Below are 14,614 nucleotides of genomic sequence, written 5' to 3'. Positions count from 1 at the left end.
CCTGCTCAGGCGCCGGGCGGCACCCGGGACGGGCGGCCCCGGCCACGCGTGAGGGAGTACCCGAAGAGGCCCGCGAGGGCGCCGAGCACGCCGCCCGCCGCGGTCCAGATCCAACGGTCGGTCCACCAGCCGCCGGACCAGCCGTCCTCCGGCTCGCGCAGCGACCCGGTCACGGTGGCGGGAACCAGCGGAGCGGCGAGCGAACCGTCCACCGCGGTGGCACCACCGGTCTCCGTCACGGCGGCCTCGACCGCGGCCCGTACCGGCAGGCCGAGGTCCTCGGCCGGCAGTGCGGCGACCGTCAGGCGCACGTAGTAGCTCCCCGGCAGCGGATCGTTGGCCCACGGCTCCGCCGCGGCGCGGACGGTGCGCAGGGTGCAGGAGAGTTCGACCGAGGCGGCCTCCTTCGCCACGGCCCGGGACTGCGTCCCGTACGTGCAGGCCTGCCGGCGGCGCAGACCGTCGTACACGTCGAGCTGCCAGGTCGCCGAGCCGTGCCGGGCGGCGGACTCGGGCAGGGTGACCGTGGTCTTCACGGTCACCCGCTGCTGCGCGTCGATGGGGAGCACCCAGTAGAGGTAGTCACCCGTGGACCCGGCCGCGGTGGCCCGCTGACCCGGACGGAACGCGGCGGCGGTGCGGAAACCGGTCCCCGCCTCGGTCGGGGCGTTCGCCCCGGAGGCGTCCTTGCCGGACTTCTTGCCGGAACCCGGACTGGCGGCGGGGCCGGAGGGCGAGGGGGTGTCCGCCATCGCCGTCGCGGCCGTTCCCGCCACCGCGAGCGCGGCGGTCGCCGCCACGAGTGCGGCGGTCAGTGTGCGTACGGTACGCATCAGTTGGTCCTCCAGACGGAGATGCGCCAGCGCGAGATCCAGCCCCACACCAGACCGGCCAGCAGTCCGACGAGCACCAGCACGCCCAGCAGCCACCAGCCGCGCCCGAGCCCGAAGGCGGCGGCGTCGGAGGCCTCGTCGGGGCCGTCCACCAGCTCGATGGCCAGCTCGACGGGCATGCCCGGGGTGGTCTTGACGGACGGCGCCGCGGAGAAGGAGTTGCTGACCTGGATGCACACGGTCTCGGCCGGCGGTTCGCCGTCCGCGCCCTCGTCGTCGACGTCGGCCTTCGGGTAGCGCAGGCCGGTCGACAGCACGTCGGTGCGCCCGTCACCCGCCTCCGAACCCCGTACGATCTCCCGCCCGTGGACGGTCGTCGCCCGGAGCAGGACCCCGTAGTCGTTGTTGACGGCGCGGTCGGCGGCGATGCTCACCGAGGCCCGCAGTTCCTGTCCGGGACGGACGTCCACCCGGTACCAGCGGTGCTCGCCGAAGGTCTCGCGGTCGCTGTAGAGACCGGCCTTCAACAGCGGCGCCCCCTGGCACTGCTTCGCGCCCTCGGTGGCCACGGGGTTGACGACCGGATCGGCCGCCCGGTCGACCAATTGGCGCACCCGACCGGAGAGTTCCTCCTTGTGCTGCACCGCGGTATAGGTGCCGCCGGTGGCCTCCGCGATGCAGGTGAGCTGCGCGCGCGTCTTGGCGTCGGGCACCAGGCCAAGGGTGTCGATGGTGAGGTGGATGCCCTTGGCCGCGATGTCGCGCGCCACTTCGCACGGGTCGAGCGGGGCGCAGGTGTCCTCGCCGTCGGTGATGAGCACGATCCGCTTGGTGGCGTTGCCGCCCTCCAGATCCTGGGCGGAGGCGAGCAGGGCCGGACCGATCGGGGTCCAGCCGGTGGGCGCCAGTGTGGCCACCGCGGTCTTCGCCTCGGTCCGGTTCAAGGGGCCCACCGGATACAGCTGCTTGGTGTCCTTGCAGCCGAGTGCCTTGTCCTCACCGGCGTAGTTGGCCCCCAGGGTCCGTATGCCGAGCCGCACCTCGTCGGGCACGGCGTCGATGACCTCGTTGAAGGCCTGCTTCGCCGCCGCCATCCGGGACTGTCCGTCGATGTCGGTCGCCCGCATCGAGCCGCTGACGTCGAGGACGAGGTCGACCTTGGGCGGTTCTTTGGCCGTTGGTCCGTCTGCGGCGACGGCGCTCGCCGGGAAGAGCCCGACCGCCAGGGCGGCGAGCATGCCGCACGCCCCGATCGCCAGCCGTTTGCTTGTGATCATCGCCGGATCGTATTGAGGATCGCGCGCCAATCCAAAACGGGCCGCCGTGCGCGATGTTGTCGGCGTGGTTGACTACCCGGCATGGACCAGGCGCGCACGATCCCCCCGAAGGCGCCCCCCTTCGATCCCGAACTGGAGCAGGTCCTGGCGGCCTTGGGGGAGCGGGCGCGGGAGCCGTTCACCCCGGAGAACCTCGCGGCGCGGCAGCGGCGTGACGACGCGGCGCGGCCCCGGCCGACGGCTCGGGAGCTGCGCGCCGACGGCCGCTTCGAGGTCGGTGAACTGTGCGTGCCGGGAGCGGCGGACGGGCCGGACGTCACGCTCGTGAGCGCGCGGCCCGCCGCGGCCACCGGGCCGCTGCCGGCGCTGTACTACATGCACGGAGGCGGCATGCTCATGGGCAACGCGTGGTCCGTGCTCCCGCGGTTGCTGCGCGAGTGGGCGCTCGAACTGGAGCTGGCCGTCGTGTCGGTGGAGTACCGGTTGGCCCCCGCGGCGCGGTACCCCGCGCCGTTGGAGGACTGCTACGCGGGCTTCGACTGGGTGGCCGGGCACGCGGCCGAGCTGGACGTCGACGCGGACCGCATCGTGATCGGCGGGAAGAGCGCCGGTGGCGGGCTCGCCGCGGCGCTCGCCCTGCTCGCCCGGGACCGGGGCGGACCGACCCCGATCGGCCAACTGCTCCTGTGCCCGATGCTCGACGACCGGGGCGACACCTTCTCCGGCCACCAGATGGCGGGCCTCGACACCTGGGACCGCACCTCCAACGCGACCGCGTGGCGGGCCCTGCTGGGCGACCGGTACGGCGCCGCCGACCTGCCGTCCTACGCGGCGCCCGCGCGGGCCACGGACCTGTCCGACCTGCCTCCCGCCTACATCGAGGTCGGGTCGGCCGAGACGTTCAGGGACGAGGCCGTGGCCTACGCCGACGCGATCTGGCGGGCCGGCGGCCGGGCCGAACTGCACGTGTGGCCGGGGGCCTTCCACGGCTTCGACACCCTCGCCCCGCACGCGGCCCTCAGCGCGGACGCCCGCAGCGCCCGCACCCGCTGGCTCCGCCGCCTCCTGACCACTGGCTAGGCGCGCTGCGGCCAGGTGGGGCCCTGCTCGGTCCAGACGACGCCCTTGTTGCGGCAGAGGCAGAAGGGGTGGCCGATGGGGTCGGTGTAGACGCGGAAGCCGTAGCCTTCGGCATCGATGATGTCCCGCTGCAAGGTCGCGCCGAGGGCCAGGATGCGGGCTTCCTCCGCCTCGATGTCGTCGACTTCGAAGTCGAGGTGGAACTGCTTGGGGTGCTCGTTGTCCGGCCACTGCGGGGCGCGGTAGTCCTCCACCTGGATGAAGGCCAGTTCGATCGCGCCGAACACGATACCGGCCCAGTGGTCGTTGCTGTCCGCCTTGACCGGGAGCCCCGTCACCTCGGAGTAGAACGCCGCCAGCTTCATGGTGTCCGGGCAGTCGATGATGAAATCGGTGAGTTGCAGCATCCCGCGATCCTGCCACGAGATCGAACGGGCTCCTAGGGGGTTTGTTCGGGGCCCGGCAGCAGCCGGGTCCGGTCGCTCGGGGCGTCCGCGGTGTGAAGGATCGGGTCGCCGGGCTCCTGGAAGTGCACGGCGCCGGGCAGGCCCGCGCGGTAGGCGTCCAAGGCGGCCCGGCAGTAGGCGACCATCGGATCCGGCAGGGCGTCCAGCGGGTACCAGCCCATGGCGTCGCAGACGTCGGGTTCCCGCACCCGCGGGCTTCCCCGCCAGGTGCGGGCCTGGAGGAACAGGCCGATCCGGGCCCGGCCCTGGGGGCCGCGGTGGTGGACGGTGACCGCCAGCCCCACCGCGCCCGGTTCGATCCGCACACCGGTCTCCTCGGCCGCCTCCCGGATCACCGCGGTGACGACGTCCTCGTGCGGCCCGTCGACGTGCCCGGACGGGAGGTGCCACATGCCCGCCGCGTACACCTGCCCGGCCCGACGCGACAACAGCACCTCCCGCTCCCGCCCCCGCTCCCCGGCCCGGACCAGCAGCAGGTGCACGTCCAGCGGCAGCCGGTAGCGCTCCACCCCGCTCACCGCGCCGACCAGCCCATCTCGGAGTACGCCCGACCGCGCCCGATCGACTCGATCGCCTGCCGGGTGTAGGGGACGAGCGGCTCGGGGAGCCGGTCCGGTGCGAACCAGCCCCACTCCAGGCACTTGTCCGGCTCCCGGACCTCCGGGGTGCCGGACCAGGCGCGCGCCCGGAAGACCAGTTGCAGGCGGGGGCGGGCGTCGCCGTCGAGGACGTGCACGGTGTGCACCAGCTCGGCCCCCGCAGGATCGATGACCAGCCCGGCCTCCTCCGACGTCTCCCGGACCAGGGCGGCCAGCGCCCCTTCCGTCTCGCAGTGGCCCGCCAGGAAGTGCCAGGTGCGGCCGGCGAAGGCGACGTCCGGATGGCGCAGCCCGAGCAGGATGCGGCCGTCGTCGCGCCGGAGGTACAGGTGGACTCCGACCACGTTCGGTCGCGGCCCGGTGGGTGCGGTGCTCATGCTCGGCTCCTCAGGGTCGGGGGCGGGCGGCGCCGGACGGCGCGACCGGGTCCGCGCCGTCGCGCGGGGCGGGCAGGTCGTCGGCGAAGGCCGCGGCCTGGACGAGATAGGCGCTGCGGAACTCCCCGGTCCCGGCGCCCTCGTCCATCAGCTCGGCGAAGGTCCCGGACTCGGCGACCCGTCCGTCCTTCAGGACGTGGATGACGTCCGCGTGCCGGACCGAGTGCAGCCGGTGCGTGATCAGCACGATCGTCTGGCCGGTCCGGGCGAGGGCCCGGATCTGGTCGAAGACCCGCTGCTCCGCGACCGCGTCCAGGGCGCTCGTGGGCTCGTCCACGACCAGGATCTGCGCGTCCGCGTACTTCGCGCGGCTGATGCCGATCTTCTGCCACTGCCCGCCGGAGATCTGGTGGCCGCCCCGGTACCCGCGGGCGAGGAGGGTACCGAGACCCCGGGGCAGCTCCGCGAGGACGCTGTCGGCGCCCGAGTACGCCGCTGCCGCCTCGACCGCACGGTCGTCGATCGGACGGGCGGGGCGGCCGATGCCGACATTGACCCGGAAGGTGAAGGGCCAGTGGTAGAACGACTGGCTCATCAGGGCGACGCGGGAGAAGATCTCGCCGCGGTCGGCCCGCGCGGCGTCGACGTCGTCCCACCGGATCGTGCCGCCGTCCCGGTCCGGGAGGTAGAGGCCCGCGAGGAGTTTGATCAGGGTGGACTTCCCCGACCCGTTCTCCCCGACCAGCGCGATGACCTTGCCCATGGGGAAGGACAGCGACACCTCGTGCAGGGTGGGCAGGGGTGTCTCTCCGGTGCTGCCCGGGTAGGTGAAGGTGACCTTCTCGAAGCGGACCTCGCGCAGTTCCTCCGGCGGCGGCAGCGCCTCGCCGGTGGCGGGAATGGCCCGGGCCTCGGCCTCGGTGCACAGCCGCTCGTAGTCGGCGACGAACAGGGACTCCTGGTGGAGTTCGGTGATCTGCGAGACGAGCCCGTCGAGGCTGGCGGCGCCCGTGCGGATCGCGAGGACGGCCGTGCCCGCGACGGCGAGGTCCATGGCCCCGTTCCACAGCAGGAGTCCGAGGGCGCCGTAGGTGAGGAGCGTCGCCACCCCTCCCGCGCCGTCGGCGACCAGCCCGACCCGGGCGGCGCCCCGGGCCAGGCGCGTCTGTTCGCGTTCGCTGGTCTCGGCCATGTTCCGGAAGTGCCCCAGGAGGAAGGGGCCGACCCCGTGCACGCGGACCTCCGCGGCGGCCTCCTGCAACGTCAGCAACTGCCCCAGCAGGTGCCCGGCGCGCGCGTGTTGGACGAAGGTGTGGAAGGAGACGTACCGCTGCTTGGAGATCGTCAGTGAACTCCACGCGCTCGGCAGGGTCATCAGCACCAGCAGCGGCAACAGAGCGGGGTGCAGCACGGTGAGCACGCCCGCCGCCGCGATCAGGGAGATGGCGGAGTTGAGCGTGTTGGTGCAGTAGCGGATCATCCGACGTGCCGAGTCGGCGCCGTAGCGGGCGGCGTCCAGCAGCCGGTGGAACTCGTCGTCCTCGATCGCCGCCAGTTCCACCCGGTGCACGAGCCCCAAGTACCGCTCCGTGGCCACGCGCTGGACCTTCGGTTCCAGCGCGCCCGTCGCGGCCGTCGAGGCGGAGCGCAACAGCGAGCCGAGCAGGGCCGTGACGGCGACCACCACGAGGGCCGGGACCGCCCGGGCGAGGCGCTCGTTCGTCGACCCGCCCGCCAGGACGTGACCGAGCACGGAGTTGACCGCGACCAACCCGATCGCCTGGGTGACGCCGCGCCCGAACTCGGCGCCGAGGACCACCCGTAGCGCCCGGGCATCGGCGAGGTGCGCGAGCCGCACGCCCATGCCGACCATCCGCGGGAGCCCCTTGGCCATGGTCCACAGGCCCAACTCCAGCCAGGCGCCCTCGTGGCGCTCCCAGCCGATGTCGTAGGCCAGTTCGCCGCCGAACAACAACCGCTCCGAGTCGGAGACGGACGGCGCGCCGTCGGGCGGCTCCGTCGTCGAGCCCGTGGTCGTGTCCGTGGCCTCCGGGTCCTGCGCGCCCGACCCCTCCTCCTGGTTCCCGTCCTGCTGTGGGTCCTTCGACGCGGCCGGGTCGTGGCCGCGGGGGTGCAGCGGATTCACGGGTCCTCCAGACGAGTGCACTGCGGGTACCGGTGCTCTCCTAACGTCCGCGGGTCGGGCCCGTCACGGGACGCCCCGCCGCACTCAGCAGCCGCCCGGAGTGGACGGGGGGACGAAGGTCGCCGCGAGCACGCGGGGGGCCTTGACCGTCACGTCCATGGCGCCGCGGCCCGCCTCGGTGTAGGAGGTCGGCATCTGGAGGTCGCCCGGCAGATCGGACTCGGTGATGTCGGGGCCCGTGTGGACGACCGACAGCGAGCCCCGGCACGCCGAGGACTGCGGCGGCACGCTGCCGCCGACGATCCCGTCCGCGGGACCGACGGTGAGGACGGGGCGGTCCATGAGGACGTACACGAACTGCTTGCCCGGGGAGGGCGAGGGCCGCCCCGGCATCGTCCTCCCGTGGGACACGTCCACCCAGAACCGGCTGAGCGTCACCTCGACCGCGGTGCAGGGGCGCTCGGTCGTTTCGGGGGCGAAGCTCAGCCCCGAGCCGTCGATCTTGAGGGCCTTGCTGCCGTAGGAGCCGCTGGTGCTCTTGAGCCGCGAGAGGTAGGTCGTCAGCTTCTCCGTGTCCATGGCCGCGGTGTCCGTGCACGTCGCACTCGGGGCCGCCGGTGCGGTCGGGGTGGCCGTGGTGGGCGCTACGGACGGGGTGGACGCCGCGGACGACGAGGCCTTCGGGGACGTCGAGGACGACGCGGCCGCGCTCGGTGTCGCCGAGCCGGAACAGCCGGTGGCCGCGAGGAGGAGCGCCGAGGCGCATGCGGCGACGGCGGCCCCGCGTGATCCGTGACGCATGCGTGCTCCACCCCGGTCGGTCGCCTTGCATCAACAACTCTGGTGCGCAGCCTAGTTGATGCGCCGGTCGCGGCGGGGCCGTCCGGGTCGGCCGAGGTCGACCGCGGTGTCGTCGATCAGGAACGGCCCGTCGCCGCGTCCAGCGGCCGCCACCGACGAGGTGAGTGCGTGGCACGCCCAAGGGAACACCCGTCGAGGGCAAAGGATTGCTTTCGGTCCGGTGATCTCCGGGTATAGCGTGTCGTGCCATGGAGTCGTCGGACGACGGTGCGGTCAACGACCTTGTCGCGCTGGGTCTTTCGCGCTACGAGGCCAGGGTCTACCTCGCGCTGGTCACGCGCGAGGCGTACACCGCCGCGGAGGCGGCGCGCGCGGCGCACGTCCCGCGCCAGCGCGTCTACGACGTGCTCGACGCGCTCGTGCGCAGGCGACTGGCCATCCCGCGCCCCGGCCGCGTGGCGGCCTTCTCGGCCGTCGCGCCCGAACTGGCCCTCACCCGGCTGATGGCCCTCCAGCGGGAGTCCCTGGAGCGGCTGGACCAGGCCTCGTCCGCCCTGACCGCGGCGCTGACCCCGCTCTGGACCGCGGGGCGGACCCACACCGACCCGCTCGACTACATCGAGGTGCTGCGCGACCCGAAGGCGATCGCCGAGCGCTTCGCACGCATCCAGGAGCAGGCGGCGCACGAGGTGCTCAGCTTCTGCAAACCACCCTTTGTCGCCCCCGCGGCGAACACGGAGGGGATCAGGACCGTGCGCAGGCTGCGCCGCGAGGGGGGAACGGCCCGCGCGGTGTACACGCACGACGCGCTCGGCGACGCCGACGTACTGGAGAGCGTGCGCCGCTTCGGCGAGGCGGGCGAGGAGGCCCGCTTCGCCCCGCGGCTCCCGCTCAAGCTGATCATCGCCGACGCCTCGCTGGTCCTGTGCGACATGCCCGACCCCATGGCCGGTACGGGCGCCACCACGGCCCTGTTCATCGAACACCCGGCGCTCGCCAGCTGCTTGAGGCTGACCTTCCTGACCGTCTGGGACCAGGCCGAGACGATGGCCGACCTCGGGTCCGGTGCCCCCGGCCGAGCGGTGTCAGCGGCCCCGCAGGCCGGCCAGCACCGCCCGCTCCACTGGTGACGGCGCGGGACGGTCCAGGTCGAGCGCTCCCGCCGCTTCCACCGGCTCCAGCGGGGGTTGGGCGAGGAAGCGGGGCGCGCTGCCACGGTGCCGCTGCGCGGCGTGGATCAGGAACGGGTGGCACAGGAACACGTCCCCGGCCGGGCCGGTCGCGGCCACCTCCGGGCGGCCGGCCGAGGCCGGTACGGCGTCCGCGCACAGCGGGAACCACTCCCGTCCCTCCTCGCCCGCGGCGGCCAGCAGCGGCGGCAGGTCCAGGTGCGAGCCGACGCGGATGCGGGTGGGGGCGTCGTCCGGGCCGACGTCCGAAAGGAGGAACAGCATCAGCAGGGCGCGCCCGCGCGAGCGCAGGTTCACCCGGTACTCGCCCGTCGGCGCGGTCCAGCCCGCGTCGAGGTGCCAGCCGTCGTCACCGGGATCCTTCTCGCTGGGGAAGCGGATCGGGAAGGTGCCCATGCCGAGCGGGGCGCGCCAACGCCCCGCGCCCACCAACTGGTCGTAGGCCTCGCGCAGCGGTGGGGCGTTGCCCGCTTCCCGGAAGGCCGCGGTGTCCATGCCGGCGATCCGCACGACCGGCTCGGTCCACCTCCCGGGCTCGGTGGCGCGGAAGCCGCCGGCTTCCCACAACTGCTCCCGGCACGAGTCCACCGTGGGCCCTGGGACGGCTCCCGGGACGCGGACGAAGCCGTCCGCCACGAAGGACTCGATCTCGGCGTCGGTCAGCATCGGCGGACTCCACGGGCTCTCGGCTCATCGATTGCCCGAGCAGCCTCGCCAAGCGATCGCTCGCCGGCAACCCGTTTTCCGCCGTCACCGGGGACCGGCGGCGGAGCCGAGGCCGCGCACGGGCCGGACGTCGAGGCGATCGGGGGCCGTTGTCAGCGGCGTCGGCAGTCGCGGGCCGCGCCCGCCGGGCGTGATCGAGCCGAGGACGCTCGGGTGCCGGGCGCCGGTGCAGGAGGCGAGGGTGCCCGGGAGTCCGTGCGCGGTGAGCCAGCCCAACACGGCGAAGGCGTACGCCTCCTTCGCTTCCGACGGCAGCCCCAGTGCGTCGGAGGTCCGCAGCAGGACGCCCCCCGCGCCCGCGCCCAGTTCCTCCTCCAGCCACCGCATCAGCACCGGATTGCGCGTACCGCCGCCGGAGGCGATCACCTCCGTCGCGCCGAACGGCCGCACGGCCTCGGCGACGGTCCGCGCCGTGAGCCGGGTCAACGTGGCGACGACGTCCTCGGCGGGCAGCCGCCCGAAGGGCGCCAACGCCGCCCGCAGGTAGGCCAGGTGGAACAGCTCCTTGCCGGTCGTCTTCGGCGCGGGCAGCGCGTAGTACGGCTCCTCCGACAGCCGCCGCAGCAGCGGGAGATGTACGCGGCCCCGCGCGGCGAGCGCGCCGTCCACATCCATGGAGCGGGCCCGGCCCGCGCGATCGCGCCCCGCCCACTCCCGCACCGCCGCGTCGATCAGCGCGTTCGCGGGCCCGGTGTCGAAGGCCAGCGGCCCACCGCCGGCCCCGCCGCCCGACAGCACCGTGACGTTCGCGATCCCGCCCAGGTTGAGCGCCACGCAGACCCCCGGCCGCCCGCGCAGCCACATCGCGTCGACGATGCTCACCAGGGGCGCGCCCTGCCCGCCGGCCGCCACGTCCCGGGTGCGGAAGCCCGAGACGACGGGGAGCCCGGTCGCCTCGGCGATCCAAGCGGGTTCGCCGATCTGGAGGGTGCCGTGCACCCGCCCGGCCTCGCTCCAGTGGTAGACGGTCTGGCCGTGCGAGGCGATCAGGTCGGCCCGCCCGCCGCACAACTCGGCGTCGGCCCGCAGCGCCGCCGAGGCGAAGGCCTGCCCGATGCGGGTGTCGAGCCGGCACACCGTGGCCAGATCCGTCCCGGCCGGCGGCAGCGCCCCGGCCAGCGCCTCCCGCAGCGCGTCGTCGTAGGTCGTGCCGAGCGTGCCCAGCGGCGTGAGGACGAGCGCGTCCCCGTCCACGGTGAATTCGGCGGCGGCCGCGTCGATGGCGTCGTACGAGGTGCCGGACATCAACCCGATCACCCGCAGGCCGCTCACCGCAGCTCGCGCTCGTGGTCGTCGCCGCGCAGCGTGAGCAGGGCGACGGCGCTGACCGCGCAGGTTGCCGCCGCGTAGTACCCGGGGACGTCGACGTCCCCGGTCCGTGCGACGACCTCGGTGATCACCAGCCCCGCGCAGCCCGAGAACACGGCGTTGGACAGGGCGTACGCCAGCCCGAGGCCCGTGTAGCGCACCGTCGTCGGGAACATCTCGGCCAGCATCGCCGGCCCCGGCCCCGCCATCAGCCCCACGGCCGCCCCGGCCCCGACCAGCGCCGCGCCCTTCGCGTACGCCGCCGCGCCCGGATCCTGCACCAGGTGCAGCAGCGGCAGCGCCAGCACGGCGACCAGGAGCGCCCCGGCCAGCATGACCGGACGCCGCCCGACCCGGTCGCTCACCGCGCCCGCCGGCAGGATCGAGCAGGCGAACCCGAGGTTGGCCAGGGCGGTGGCGACCAGGGCCTGCCGGAAGGTCGCGTGCAGGGTGTTCTGGAGGTACGAGGGCAGGACCACCAGGAAGGTGTAGCCGGCCGCGGACCAGCCCATGACCCGCCCGGCGCCCAGGACCACGGCCCGCACGGTGTCCGAGACGGGCGGCCGCCGCGGCGGCCCGCCCTCCGGGACGCGCTCCCGGGCGCCCGGCGGGGCGGTGCCCGCGGACGCGACGGCCGAGGCGAAGGCGGGGGTCTCGTCCAGTCGCAAGCGCAGCCACAGGGCGACGAGCCCGAGGGGCAGCGTCAGCAGGAACGGCACCCGCCATCCCCACGCGTGCAGTTGGGAGGCGCTCAGCACGGTCGCCAGGAGCGCCGCCACGGCGGCGCCCCCGAGCAGGCCGAGCGCCACCGTGAAGGACTGCCACGCCCCGTACCGGCCCCGGCGACCCGGTGGTGCGCACTCCGTCATCACCGCCACCGCGCCACCGAACTCGCCGCCCGCGGAGAGCCCCTGCACGGCGCGCAGGACCGTCAGCAGCCACGGTGCGGCCGCGCCGACGGACGCGTACGTCGGCAGCGCGCCGATCATGGCCGTGGCCCCCGTCATCAGGCAGATGACGAGGACGAGCACCGGGCGGCGGCCGATCCGGTCGCCGAGCCGGCCGAACACCGCCGCCCCGACGGGCCGGAAGAAGAACGCGAGGGCGAAGGACGCGTAGGTCTTGACCAGGCCCTCCACGGGGCTGCCGCCCTCGGGGGTGAAGAAGTGCGCCGCGATCACGGTGGCGAAGTAGCCGTAGACGCCGAACTCGTACCACTCGACCAGATTGCCGACGGACCCCGCGACCAGTGCCCGGCGCGCACCGGCCGGGCGGGCGGCCGTGGGAGCCCGTACCGGGGCGGGGGCGGGTGTGGTCATGGGGCAAGCGTGCTGAGCGACGGGGCCGCTCCACAAGCCCCGTCCCCCATCTGCCGTACGCCCTATCTGCCGCACGCTCCATCTGCCGCACGCCCCCGCCCCTGTCGCGGCCCCCGGTCAGGAGTCGAGCGCCTCGGCCGCGCTCTGCTGCCAGTAGGTGACGACCAACGAGCTGTCGTAGTAGATCCCCTGGGGCGGCAGGGCGGGCGTGGCGGAGGCGCCACCGCTGCTGTTGGGCGTCCGGCCCTGGAAGCCGATCGTGAGCCGGCGGGCCGTCGTCCCGCCTTCGCCGCTGCCGTCGGCCGCCGACAGCACCGCCGCGGCGTAGCCCGACCCGCCGGGTGCGAGCGTCACCACGGCCTGCGGCTGGGTCTCCTTCCGTGCGGCCGGTGCCCACTGCATCTCGTCGAAGCGGAGCACCGGGTAGTACGTCAGGTCGCAGGGCTTGGAGCCGGTGTTCCTGACCGTGATCAGCATGTGGTTGAGCGGCCGGGTGACCGGCTGGACGGTGACGGCCGTGTTGGACCCGGCGCACTGGACGCGGCCGCCCGCGCCGGAGGCGTCCGCGGAGCCCTTCGCATCGCCGGTGCCGGCCCCGGTCCCGGAGGTCTTCGCGCCTCCCGTCGACGAGGCGGCTGCCGCGCCCTGGGCGTTGCCCGTGCCGCCCGCCGTGGACGGGGTGACCGTGGCGGATCCGGGGGCGGATCCCGGGGCGGATCCCGGGGCGGCTGCACCCGTGCCGTCCGCGCCGTTCTGACAGGCGGTGAGGGCGAGGGCCGCGAGGGCGACGGCGGCGGCGCCGGCCAGGCGGCGGGTGGTGCGGGGACGCGGGGAGCGGCGGCGGAACGCGGTCATCGGTGACTGCCCTTCATGTGCCGACCACGCGGCGCCGGATCCGTCGGAACCGGCGCCGGTGGCCCTGTGTTTGGATGGCCCCAGCCTGTGAGGCGATCCGTCCCGGCCGCCACGACTGTCGGTCGGTCAGGGATACTGGAACGGCGAAACAGCCTCTGAGCTGCTGGAACAAACCTCCGCTGGGACGCGGAACGGGACACGGGGTGCAACGCGGGTGGGAGGAACGGTGTCGCAGGACACTGCCGGGGCCGGGTTCGCCCGGCTGTTGCGGGAGTTGAAGGAGCGGTCCGGGCACAGCTACGGAACGCTGGGCAAACGGCTCCACATGAGTACGTCGACGCTGCACCGGTACTGCAACGGCGACGTCGTCCCCACGGACTACGCCCCCGTCGAACGGCTCGCCCGCCTGTGCAAGGCATCGCCCGACGAGCTCGTCGAGCTGCACCGGCACTGGGTACTGGCGGACGCGAACCGACCGCGCAAGGGGGGCGAGCCCGCGACCGCCCCGTCGCCCGTCCCCTCGCCCGAGCCGGAACCCGCCCCTACCCCCACCCCTACCCCCACCCCTACCCCCACCCCGACCCCCGCCCCCGAGCCGTCCGTCGTCCGCCTCTCCGACGCGCCCGCCCCGAAGGAGCGGCGCCGGCACCGCAGGGCGGCCTACGCCGGGCTCGCCGTGGCCGTGGTCGCCGGGGCGGTCGCGCTCACCGCGAACCTGTCGGCACGCGACACCGACGGCCGGGACGGGCCCGTCGGCGCCGCGGCCGCCCCGCCCGGAGCGGGGCAGCGGACGGGCGACCGGACGGCCCGGGCGGCCCCCTCCGGGGCCTCGGACCCGGCCTCCGCACCCGCCTCCCCGGGCCCGGCGGGCGCCGCCGGGGCCACCGGGTCCGGCAGCGCCCCCGTGTCGGCGCCCCCGCCCGGCCGGGGCGAAGCCCCCGCGGCCGGTGCGCCCGTCAAGGTGACGACCCAGCCGTACACCTGGGAGAGCCCCTGCGACCAGCACTACCTGATCGACAAGCCGCCGGCCGAAGTGGCCCCGCCGCCCCTGGAGCGGGACGCCCCGGCCTGGGTCGGCGCGGCCGGGGCCGTGTCGGCGGGCGGGCAGTACCTCACGCTGACCCTCCAGGGGGCGGGCAAGGAGACCGTGGTCCTCGACGGCCTGACCGTCCGTACCGCCGGCAAGCGCGCGCCCCTCGCCTGGAACGACTACGCCATGGGGTACCCGGGCGTCGGCTGCGGCTCCGGCGTGCCCACCCGCACCTTCAACGTGTCCCTGGACGCCACGCGCCCGGCCGCCGTGCCCGAGGAGGGCCAGCCGAACTTCCCGTTCAAGGTGAGCGAGTCCGAGCCCGAGGTGTTCTACATCAGGGCCGGCGTCGCGGCGAACGACGTGAGCTGGTACCTGGAGCTGTCCTGGTCCAGCGGTCCGCGCCACGGCACCCTCACGATCGACAACAACGGGAAGCCGTTCCGCACCAGCGGGCACACCGGCCGCCCCGGATACGAGTTCCCCCTCGGCGGCAACGGATGGGTCGCAGTGGGCACGACCTCCTGAGGTCGCCCCGGCCCCGGAGCGGACCGGGGCGATCGCACCTACGATGGTCGAGAACCGGCGCGCGGCTGGCCGTGCCGG

At 74.4% G+C, this 14,614-nt stretch carries 16 protein-coding genes; 4 read left to right on the top strand and 12 right to left on the bottom strand.

The annotated features are described in order from the left end of the window. Window positions 1-5: 5 nt before the first annotated feature. Window positions 6-833, bottom strand: coding sequence for a hypothetical protein (locus ACIQWR_RS26560; protein ID WP_404014232.1), 828 nt, complete (start codon window positions 831-833; stop codon window positions 6-8). Continuing rightward, window positions 833-2,110 (bottom strand): VWA domain-containing protein, encoded by a 1,278-nt coding sequence (locus ACIQWR_RS26555; RefSeq protein WP_404014229.1) that lies wholly within the window; start codon window positions 2,108-2,110, stop codon window positions 833-835. Before ACIQWR_RS26555 ends, ACIQWR_RS26560 begins: the two co-directional genes overlap by 1 nt. Before the next feature lie 81 nt (window positions 2,111-2,191). On the opposite strand from ACIQWR_RS26555, the gene ACIQWR_RS26550 reads away from it, so the two are divergent. Continuing rightward, window positions 2,192-3,190: an alpha/beta hydrolase gene (locus ACIQWR_RS26550; RefSeq protein ID WP_404014226.1), complete on the top strand. Its 999-nt coding sequence runs from the start codon at window positions 2,192-2,194 to the stop codon at window positions 3,188-3,190. On the opposite strand, the gene ACIQWR_RS26545 is transcribed toward ACIQWR_RS26550, so the two are convergent. The 5 genes from ACIQWR_RS26545 to ACIQWR_RS26525 all read right to left on the bottom strand — a co-directional run bounded on the left by ACIQWR_RS26545 (window position 3,187) and on the right by ACIQWR_RS26525 (window position 7,358). Beyond that, window positions 3,187-3,597, bottom strand: coding sequence for a VOC family protein (locus ACIQWR_RS26545; protein ID WP_404014223.1), 411 nt, complete (start codon window positions 3,595-3,597; stop codon window positions 3,187-3,189). The genes ACIQWR_RS26550 and ACIQWR_RS26545 overlap by 4 nt on opposite strands. Before the next feature lie 32 nt (window positions 3,598-3,629). Continuing rightward, the gene (locus tag ACIQWR_RS26540) at window positions 3,630-4,175 is read right to left on the bottom strand and encodes an NUDIX domain-containing protein (RefSeq protein WP_404014220.1); all 546 of its coding nucleotides are present in this window, start codon (window positions 4,173-4,175) and stop codon (window positions 3,630-3,632) included. After that, entirely contained in the window at window positions 4,172-4,633 is a 462-nt protein-coding gene (locus ACIQWR_RS26535) for an NUDIX domain-containing protein (protein WP_404014217.1), read from the bottom strand. The genes ACIQWR_RS26540 and ACIQWR_RS26535 overlap by 4 nt, the downstream gene beginning before the upstream one ends. Window positions 4,634-4,643: 10 nt before the next feature. Next, on the bottom strand, window positions 4,644-6,527 hold the full coding sequence (locus tag ACIQWR_RS26530; protein ID WP_404014545.1) for an ATP-binding cassette domain-containing protein: 1,884 nt from the start codon (window positions 6,525-6,527) through the stop codon (window positions 4,644-4,646). A gap of 336 nt (window positions 6,528-6,863) precedes the next feature. Next, window positions 6,864-7,358 carry a hypothetical protein gene (locus tag ACIQWR_RS26525; RefSeq protein ID WP_404014215.1) on the bottom strand — a complete coding sequence of 165 codons (495 nt, stop codon included), beginning with the start codon at window positions 7,356-7,358 and terminating at the stop codon, window positions 6,864-6,866. On the opposite strand from ACIQWR_RS26525, the gene ACIQWR_RS26520 reads away from it, so the two are divergent. Next, window positions 7,357-7,575, top strand: a complete 219-nt coding sequence (locus ACIQWR_RS26520; protein WP_404014212.1) for a hypothetical protein — start codon at window positions 7,357-7,359, stop codon at window positions 7,573-7,575. The two genes, ACIQWR_RS26525 and ACIQWR_RS26520, sit on opposite strands and share 2 nt — an antisense overlap. A gap of 56 nt (window positions 7,576-7,631) precedes the next feature. Here the strand turns inward: ACIQWR_RS26520 and ACIQWR_RS26515 are convergent, their stop codons facing one another. Further along, on the bottom strand, window positions 7,632-7,769 hold the full coding sequence (locus ACIQWR_RS26515; RefSeq protein WP_404014209.1) for a hypothetical protein: 138 nt from the start codon (window positions 7,767-7,769) through the stop codon (window positions 7,632-7,634). A 59-nt stretch (window positions 7,770-7,828) separates the two neighbouring features. On the opposite strand from ACIQWR_RS26515, the gene ACIQWR_RS26510 reads away from it, so the two are divergent. Then, window positions 7,829-8,710 carry a TrmB family transcriptional regulator gene (locus tag ACIQWR_RS26510; RefSeq protein ID WP_404014206.1) on the top strand — a complete coding sequence of 294 codons (882 nt, stop codon included), beginning with the start codon at window positions 7,829-7,831 and terminating at the stop codon, window positions 8,708-8,710. On the opposite strand, the gene ACIQWR_RS26505 is transcribed toward ACIQWR_RS26510, so the two are convergent. The 4 genes from ACIQWR_RS26505 to ACIQWR_RS26490 form a co-directional block, all read right to left on the bottom strand. Further along, window positions 8,666-9,436: a phytanoyl-CoA dioxygenase family protein gene (locus tag ACIQWR_RS26505; protein ID WP_404014203.1), complete on the bottom strand. Its 771-nt coding sequence runs from the start codon at window positions 9,434-9,436 to the stop codon at window positions 8,666-8,668. The genes ACIQWR_RS26510 and ACIQWR_RS26505 overlap by 45 nt on opposite strands. A gap of 84 nt (window positions 9,437-9,520) precedes the next feature. Further along, complete coding sequence (locus ACIQWR_RS26500) at window positions 9,521-10,759, bottom strand: anhydro-N-acetylmuramic acid kinase (protein WP_404014542.1); 1,239 nt, start codon at window positions 10,757-10,759, stop codon at window positions 9,521-9,523. 5 nt (window positions 10,760-10,764) lie between these two features. Beyond that, window positions 10,765-12,123, bottom strand: coding sequence for an MFS transporter (locus ACIQWR_RS26495; protein ID WP_404014201.1), 1,359 nt, complete (start codon window positions 12,121-12,123; stop codon window positions 10,765-10,767). 117 nt (window positions 12,124-12,240) lie between these two features. Continuing rightward, entirely contained in the window at window positions 12,241-12,978 is a 738-nt protein-coding gene (locus tag ACIQWR_RS26490; RefSeq protein WP_404014198.1) for a DUF4232 domain-containing protein, read from the bottom strand. A gap of 226 nt (window positions 12,979-13,204) precedes the next feature. Between ACIQWR_RS26490 and ACIQWR_RS26485 the strand changes: the two genes are divergently transcribed. Next, the gene (locus ACIQWR_RS26485) at window positions 13,205-14,536 is read left to right on the top strand and encodes a helix-turn-helix domain-containing protein (RefSeq protein ID WP_404014195.1); all 1,332 of its coding nucleotides are present in this window, start codon (window positions 13,205-13,207) and stop codon (window positions 14,534-14,536) included. The last annotated feature ends 78 nt before the right edge of the window (window positions 14,537-14,614 follow it).

The sequence above is a fragment of the Streptomyces sp. NPDC098789 genome (assembly GCF_044759975.1).
Lineage (GTDB): Bacteria > Actinomycetota > Actinomycetes > Streptomycetales > Streptomycetaceae > Streptomyces.
The sequence above is the reverse complement of the archived record's forward strand: the minus strand, read 5'-3'. Positions and strand labels throughout refer to the sequence as shown.

Bases quoted from the DNA above. Each gene is read 5' to 3' on its own strand.
- ACIQWR_RS26560 (WP_404014232.1), bottom strand. From the start codon at position 833: ATGCGTACCGTACGCACACTGACCGCCGCACTCGTGGCGGCGACCGCC.
- ACIQWR_RS26555 (WP_404014229.1), bottom strand. From the start codon at position 2,110: ATGATCACAAGCAAACGGCTGGCGATCGGGGCGTGCGGCATGCTCGCC.
- ACIQWR_RS26550 (WP_404014226.1), top strand. From the start codon at position 2,192: ATGGACCAGGCGCGCACGATCCCCCCGAAGGCGCCCCCCTTCGATCCC.
- ACIQWR_RS26545 (WP_404014223.1), bottom strand. From the start codon at position 3,597: ATGCTGCAACTCACCGATTTCATCATCGACTGCCCGGACACCATGAAG.
- ACIQWR_RS26535 (WP_404014217.1), bottom strand. From the start codon at position 4,633: ATGAGCACCGCACCCACCGGGCCGCGACCGAACGTGGTCGGAGTCCAC.
- ACIQWR_RS26530 (WP_404014545.1), bottom strand. From the start codon at position 6,527: ATGGCCAAGGGGCTCCCGCGGATGGTCGGCATGGGCGTGCGGCTCGCG.
- ACIQWR_RS26520 (WP_404014212.1), top strand. From the start codon at position 7,357: ATGGCCGCGGTGTCCGTGCACGTCGCACTCGGGGCCGCCGGTGCGGTC.
- ACIQWR_RS26525 (WP_404014215.1), bottom strand. From the start codon at position 7,358: ATGGACACGGAGAAGCTGACGACCTACCTCTCGCGGCTCAAGAGCACC.
- ACIQWR_RS26510 (WP_404014206.1), top strand. From the start codon at position 7,829: ATGGAGTCGTCGGACGACGGTGCGGTCAACGACCTTGTCGCGCTGGGT.
- ACIQWR_RS26505 (WP_404014203.1), bottom strand. From the start codon at position 9,436: ATGCTGACCGACGCCGAGATCGAGTCCTTCGTGGCGGACGGCTTCGTC.
- ACIQWR_RS26495 (WP_404014201.1), bottom strand. From the start codon at position 12,123: ATGACCACACCCGCCCCCGCCCCGGTACGGGCTCCCACGGCCGCCCGC.
- ACIQWR_RS26490 (WP_404014198.1), bottom strand. From the start codon at position 12,978: ATGACCGCGTTCCGCCGCCGCTCCCCGCGTCCCCGCACCACCCGCCGC.